Annotated in this window: 7 protein-coding genes; all 7 read right to left on the reverse strand. The window is 35.1% G+C overall.

Going from position 1 to position 6,601, the window contains the following annotated elements; genetic code table 11:
* Positions 1–4 precede the first annotated feature (4 nt).
* Complete coding sequence (locus tag F3D68_RS11520) at positions 5–793, reverse strand: ABC transporter permease (RefSeq protein WP_151194062.1); 789 nt, start codon at positions 791–793, stop codon at positions 5–7.
* Positions 793–1,827: a dTDP-glucose 4,6-dehydratase gene (gene rfbB, locus F3D68_RS08780; RefSeq protein WP_151194063.1), complete on the reverse strand. Its 1,035-nt coding sequence runs from the start codon at positions 1,825–1,827 to the stop codon at positions 793–795. Before rfbB ends, F3D68_RS11520 begins: the two co-directional genes overlap by 1 nt.
* A 59-nt stretch (positions 1,828–1,886) precedes the next feature.
* Positions 1,887–2,750: a glycosyltransferase gene (locus tag F3D68_RS08785; protein WP_191092771.1), complete on the reverse strand. Its 864-nt coding sequence runs from the start codon at positions 2,748–2,750 to the stop codon at positions 1,887–1,889.
* 33 nt (positions 2,751–2,783) lie between these two features.
* Entirely contained in the window at positions 2,784–3,635 is an 852-nt protein-coding gene (rfbD, locus tag F3D68_RS08790) for a dTDP-4-dehydrorhamnose reductase (RefSeq protein ID WP_151194065.1), read from the reverse strand.
* A gap of 3 nt (positions 3,636–3,638) precedes the next feature.
* Positions 3,639–4,214, reverse strand: a complete 576-nt coding sequence (gene rfbC / locus F3D68_RS08795) for a dTDP-4-dehydrorhamnose 3,5-epimerase (RefSeq protein ID WP_151194066.1) — start codon at positions 4,212–4,214, stop codon at positions 3,639–3,641.
* A 3-nt stretch (positions 4,215–4,217) separates the two neighbouring features.
* Positions 4,218–5,090, reverse strand: a complete 873-nt coding sequence (rfbA, locus tag F3D68_RS08800; protein ID WP_151194067.1) for a glucose-1-phosphate thymidylyltransferase RfbA — start codon at positions 5,088–5,090, stop codon at positions 4,218–4,220.
* Positions 5,091–5,316: 226 nt separating this feature from the next.
* On the reverse strand, positions 5,317–6,447 hold the full coding sequence (locus tag F3D68_RS08805; protein WP_151194068.1) for an AAA family ATPase: 1,131 nt from the start codon (positions 6,445–6,447) through the stop codon (positions 5,317–5,319).
* Between the last annotated feature and the right edge of the window lie 154 nt (positions 6,448–6,601).

Here is a 6,601-nt window from a genome sequence, read left to right on the forward strand (position 1 = left end):
TTACTTATAACCTATATACTAACTTATGCTTATTTTTGTTAAAAACCCACACTCCCAGTAGAAAAACCACGACTGAAAATATACCACTAATTAACAACGTATCTGTTGATATAAATTTGTGATATGTTATGGGGTCTCGAAACATTTCTATAATGTAAACCATTGGATTAAATGTAAGTATCAACTCCAATATTTTATATTTCCCAATAAGAAACTCTTTTGGATAAAGCACAGGTGTAAGGTAAAACCAAAGCTGTATAAAAACACCTATGAGATATGCGACATCCCTCATAAACGTTGATACCACACTCGCTAAGAGTGATACTCCAATCGTGGCTAAAAGCAAGCATATTACCGAAACAAATAGACAGATTAGGGACAGGCTTGGAATATATCCTACAATAACTAAAATAATTAGGAATACGACTGAAGTTAAAACAAATTCAACAAAGCTGATAGATACACTTACTAAAGGAAAAATCATAACATTTATAGGTGTTTTTCTTAAAAGGGATTCATTGCTTACAATTGATAAAGTTGAAGCATTAATTGAGTTAGCAAAAAAAGTCCATGCTAAAAACGCGGGAAAAAATAATGCCACAAAGTGAGAGAAGTCCATTTTCATAATGGCAGAAAACACCAATGAAATGACACCCACAGTAAAAAGAGGGTTTAATAGTGACCAAAAAAATCCTAAGGAAGTTCTTTTATATTTGATTTTCAAATGATTCACTGTTAGCGTTCTTATAATCTGAAACGACTGCTTAGTAAGTATGTTCATATTACCGCTCATTATAGATATTTATTAATATACCAAAGAATTGTCTTTTTAATTCCAGACTCAAAGTTTTCATCTGCACACCATCCAAGCTTAGTTTCTATTTTTTTGGCATCAATTGCATAACGTCTATCATGCCCAGCCCGATCATCTACAAATGATATCAGGTCTTTATAGGATTTAATCATATTAGATTTTATAGCAACCTCTTTATCGAGAATAGTGCAAATCGCATCAACAATTTCTAAGTTTGTTTTTTCATTTCTACCACCAATATTATAAGTTTGCCCGCTTTCGCCAAAGTGATATGCTAAGTCAACACCTTTACAATGATCAATTACATATAGCCAATCTCTAATATTTTGACCGTCACCATACACAGGAATTTTCTCATGAGAAAGTGCTTTGCGAATTATCGTTGGGATAAATTTCTCATCATGCTGTTTTGGACCATAGTTATTGGAACAATTAGTCACAATTGTATTTACACCATATGTTTCATGATATGCTCGCACCAACATATCACTTGAGGCTTTAGATGCTGAGTACGGCGAATTTGGAGCATATGCTGTAGTCTCGGTGAATAGTCCCTCCGCTCCCAAACTTCCATAAACTTCATCTGTGGAGATATGGAGAAATCTACTATTATTAAACGGTTTCTTGTATACAAACGGTCTCTCCATCCAGTGCTTATAAGCTACATCTAGAAGTGTAAATGTGCCTTTAATATTCGTCTCAATAAATGATAAAGGCGAGTGGATAGAGTTATCTACATGAGACTCCGCTGCAAAATTGATTACACCTTGAATATTATAATTTTTAAAGATGCTTTCAATCAAAGTTCTATCTCCAATATCACCATGAATAAAAATATATTTCTCACTATTGCTGATAGACGACAGATTGCTTAACTCTCCGGCATAAGTTAAGGCATCTAAATTCACAACGGTGTATTCTGGATATTTTCCTAACAAGTACTCAACAAAGTTAGCACCAATAAAGCCAGCTCCACCCGTCACCAAAATTGTCTTATTATCTTTTTTATTCACATCTAGATCCTTTTTCAATTATTATTTTGCTCAAGAAAACATATTTCTAACAGAAGACATCAAATACTCCCATAGCGCTTTCTTTTAAAGTCTATATACCCTTTTAACATGTATTTCATTTTTTTTAGTTTATTTTTTTCAAACAATATTACTTTTAATAGAGTTTTTATCATAAATTTATCAAACACCATTGCTACATAATTATACTTTCCATACTGCGCCATAATATAACAAGCATTGCGTATCTGGTAATATTTTCTAATATGGTTATGACCAAGAACGGCTACTGCGCGCCCCAAAATGTGTCTTTCCTCTAGCTCACCTAAAACATGCCCCATTTCAACATCTCGTAAAGTTATTACTTTGAAGCCACACATTATTGCCCTTATATAATAATCTGTATCAACCATATCTATAAACAATTTTTCATCAAAACCACCAATTTCATTCCAAATATTTAATGGTAATAAATTACCCGAAGACATAGTTGCAATTCCTTCGTAAACACCATCAGCATCATAGACAACATTGTTTAAGGCCCGATTAGTATTACTAATATGTCTCGGCGATATTACTGCCAAGCTTTTTTTATCCTCATTATGATCATAGAAATCAACTAGATCATTTATTATATCTTCATTCAAAAAGCTATCCTGATCCATTGTAACCACAAATTGATAGCCATTTTTACGTGCAAAATCACAACCAACATTAAACCCCTTTGCAATGCCCAAATTGTTTCCATTTAAGCTCAAGTCTACATTTTCATATTGTGATATTCTTTCAACAAATGAACTATTTAAATTGGGAGTATTATCAACAATAAGATAATTAAATTTTTCAAGCTTCAAATTATGATCAAAAAAACTTTTATTAGGATAGTAACTCACAATAACTATTAATACTCGCTTGTTTAAATTCAACCTATTCACTTATCATAATCCAATATTCAAGAATCAATCACTTAAACATCCCGCAATATATTTTTCCCAGTTATTTTGCGCAATATGATAATCAGCTTTTAATTTATTACCATTCAAGCCTGAATGTTTTGGACGCAAAGCTTTTTGGTAAAACTGATGACTTAGTATAGGTTGCACAAATTCAACATTATTAACTGGCACATACCGTAAAACTGCACATGCAAATTGGTGCCATGTTGTTAAAGGAAAAGCGCTATAATGATAAAGCCCCCAAACTTTGATTGGGCTTAATATAATTTCTAAAAGCACTCGAGAAACATCTATAGCTGAAGTCGGGCAACCATAGACATCTCCCACAACATTTAGTGATTTTTTTTCACATGCCAGACTGGCAATTTTTTTGACAAAATTTTCACCTTGACGCCCAAATATCCATCCTGTTCTCAATATTATATATTTGTCCAAATATTTAATAACTGCCTTCTCTCCCTCATGCTTAGTCTTACCATATATGTTCAATGGATTTGCTTCATCCTCTTCACTGTATAAAATTTCGCTTTTTCCATCAAACACATAATCCGTTGATATATGCAATAACGGGATATCGTACTGTTGACACATTTGCGCGATCACGCCTACTGCCTGATGATTAACAAGATCAGCCAATTCAGGCTCATCTTCAGCCTTATCTACCTGAGTATAAGCAGCCGCATTGATCACAAAATCATAGTTATGGTGTCTAGCAAAAAAGCGATTTATACCCTGAAGATCAGTTAAATCTAATTCATCACGCGCTGTTGCATCGAAAGAAATATTGCGCATTTTGCATGCTTGAACTAACTCATAGCCAACCTGACCATTCTTACCAATGATTAAGATATGCATAAATCAACTCCAATCCTGATAGCTTGGCAATAAACCTCGCGTCAACAACTCATCGAGCGTCAACGCCTCTTGATCCTTTTGTGATAACGACAAAGTCATACCTGAAACCGGCCATTGAATTTCAAGCTTTGGATCATCCCACTTCAATGCCAGCTCAGACTGCGGGTAATAATAATCCGTGCATTTATAGAAAAAGTCTGCTGTTTCACTTAATACAACAAAGCCATGTGCAAAGCCCGGCGGCACCCAAAACTGCCGTTTATTTTCTTCGCTTAACTCAACAGCTACAGACTGACCGAAAGTTGGTGAGCCAACCCGTATATCGACAGCAACATCAAAAACTGAACCTCTTAAGACACTTACCAGCTTACCTTGCGTGTGTTCTCGTTGATGATGAAGTCCGCGTAGCACGCCTTTGGTTGAGCGCGATAGATTATCCTGCACAAATTGATAGTCCATTTCGAGCATTTCTTGATAACGATCCTGAGAAAAGCTTTCATAAAAAAAGCCGCGATGATCACCATAAACCTTGGGCTCAATAATTTTAACCTCTGGAATAGCCATTGTAATAATCTTCATAAATTAATTCACTAGCTCTTTTAAATATTTACCGTAATGCGTCTTTGATAATGGTTTTGCTATTTTTAATACCTGAACTTTATCAATCCAGCCATTATGATAGGCAATTTCCTCAGGGCAGCCTATTTTCAAACCCTGTCTATGTTCAATTGTAGAGACAAATCTTGAGGCTTCCATCATACTTTCATGCGTACCAGTATCAAGCCAAGCATAGCCTCGCCCCATAGTTTGTACATTAAGTTTTTTCTGCTTAAAATAAAGGTCATTTAAAGAGGATATCTCAAGTTCTCCTCTATCCGAGGGCTTTACCTCTTTAGCAAGTTTACAAACATCTGCATCATAAAAATAAAGACCCGTTACAGCATAATTTGATTTTGGCTTTTTAGGCTTCTCTTCAACGGAAAGCACCTGCTTGTTTTCATCGAACTCCACAACACCATAACGTTCAGGATCCGACACCCAGTAGGCAAACACCTGTGCGCCTCCATTGTTTTCAACATCACTTCTTGCATCAATTAACAACTTTGGCAAGCCATGTCCAAAGTAAATATTGTCACCAAGAACCAAGCAAGCTGAATCACCTGCCAGAAAATCCTCAGCCAAAATAAAAGCTTGCGCTAAACCATCTGGCGATGGTTGTACAATATATTCAAAATGCACACCCCATTGACTACCATCTTGCAAAAGTCGTTGAAATGCTGCCTGATCATGCTCTGTTGTAATAACCGCAATTTCTTTGATTCCTGCCAACATCAACACGGATAATGGATAATAAATCATCGGTTTATCATACACGGGAATCAACTGTTTACTCACACCTAAAGTTGCTGGATAAAGTCGTGTACCACTACCACCGGCCAGAATAATACCTTTCATAAGTCTAATTTTAAGTCCTATCTTCTACAAATATAAAATAACCACCAATTAACAGTGGGCAGCCGTAATTTAAGGTCAAGATCATATACTTTTTGCTATTCCATCACAAGCATATCAGAGATTTTTTTACAATTTTACTACAAAGCAAAGAGCCTTTTAATTACACATCAAACCTTCAACTCATAACTCATAACTCATAACTCATAACTCATAACTCATAATTAGTTTAAAATCTCTCCACTGCCAAATCAGCCATATTGCGCTGTTTATCATCAAAACTCATCCCAATTAAATAAATTGGTTTATTATAAGACTCATACTTTTGTGCATATTGACGTGATTTAATCTGCGCAACAGCCTCTTTGGCATCACCATATTTTTGTAGTTTAAATTCAATAATCATCACCTTATAGGGCATCACAAGTGTTAAATCAATTTTCCCATGATTTGTCACATCTTCGGCGATCAAATCATAGCCAAGTGCTGCCAAAAAGCTATAGACAATACTGGCATAAAATCCCTCGTACCTCTCAATATCATTATTACGATACCAATCATTTGGGATTGAAGCAAAGTGACTGGTAAAGATCTGAAATAAGCTTTCAAAATCATTTTGCAGTAAAGCTTGGGCAATATATTGCAAATGTTGATTTTTGACCATCATATTAGTTGCAACACTCGCCAGAGCACCATTTAAGCTAGCCTTAACCTCTAGATTTGGATAAGTTAAAACATAAGCATATTGCGTGCCTATCGTTGTCGTATTTTTCACCGTTAAATATCCTGTTTGAAATAATAAGGTCTCAATAGGCATATTATCCACATCAAAAGTTTTTAAGACATCCTCACCGACGATAGCATTTTCAAGATTGGGAATAAAATAGCGATACTTCTCAATCATTTTAATTAAAAAAGTCGGTGTTGCCGTTTCAAACCAGTAGTTTTGGTAATGATAGCCTTCATCAATAAACAGTAAAATATCAAAGGGATTATAAACTTTTTGCTTTTCACTTCCTGCGAAGTTATAACCATTATACCAGCGCCTTAACAAGTTTCTGTCAACATTACCCTGATCTAAATGCGCTTTAAAAGATACTTCAAGCTCTAATTGCGTATAACCACAAATATCAGCATATTTAGCATCTAAAGTAATATCTTTTAGGTTATTTAAGTCACTAAACAAGCTGACTTTGCTAAACTTTGAAACGCCAGTTAGCATCACAAACTTAATATATTCATCTTGCGCTTTAATGACACTATAAAAATTTTTCAAACGCTGGCGCATTGCTATAGCAAGATCTATTAGGTGACAATTAGCTTTACCGATCACGACAACTAGAATTGCCGGTTGAATCATGTAGGCTATTCCTTAATCAATAAAGCTACAGATAATTAAGATTAAGGTATGGCAAGAAAACGAGTCACAACAGAACAGGTAAAGCTATACATGAAACTCAGACAAGAAGATAAACTCACCCAGATTGGCTGCGCTGCTAAATCAGGCTTTAGTG

Origin of the sequence: Cysteiniphilum sp. JM-1 (genome assembly GCF_008711525.1) — a bacterium.
Lineage (GTDB): Bacteria > Pseudomonadota > Gammaproteobacteria > Francisellales > Francisellaceae > Caedibacter.

Excerpts from the sequence above, each read along its gene's own strand:
- F3D68_RS11520 (WP_151194062.1), bottom strand. The coding sequence starts at position 793 with ATGAGCGGTAATATGAACATACTTACTAAGCAGTCGTTTCAGATTATA.
- rfbD (WP_151194065.1), bottom strand. The coding sequence starts at position 3,635 with ATGCATATCTTAATCATTGGTAAGAATGGTCAGGTTGGCTATGAGTTA.
- rfbC (WP_151194066.1), bottom strand. The coding sequence starts at position 4,214 with ATGAAGATTATTACAATGGCTATTCCAGAGGTTAAAATTATTGAGCCC.
- rfbA (WP_151194067.1), bottom strand. The coding sequence starts at position 5,090 with ATGAAAGGTATTATTCTGGCCGGTGGTAGTGGTACACGACTTTATCCA.
- F3D68_RS08805 (WP_151194068.1), bottom strand. The coding sequence starts at position 6,447 with ATGATTCAACCGGCAATTCTAGTTGTCGTGATCGGTAAAGCTAATTGT.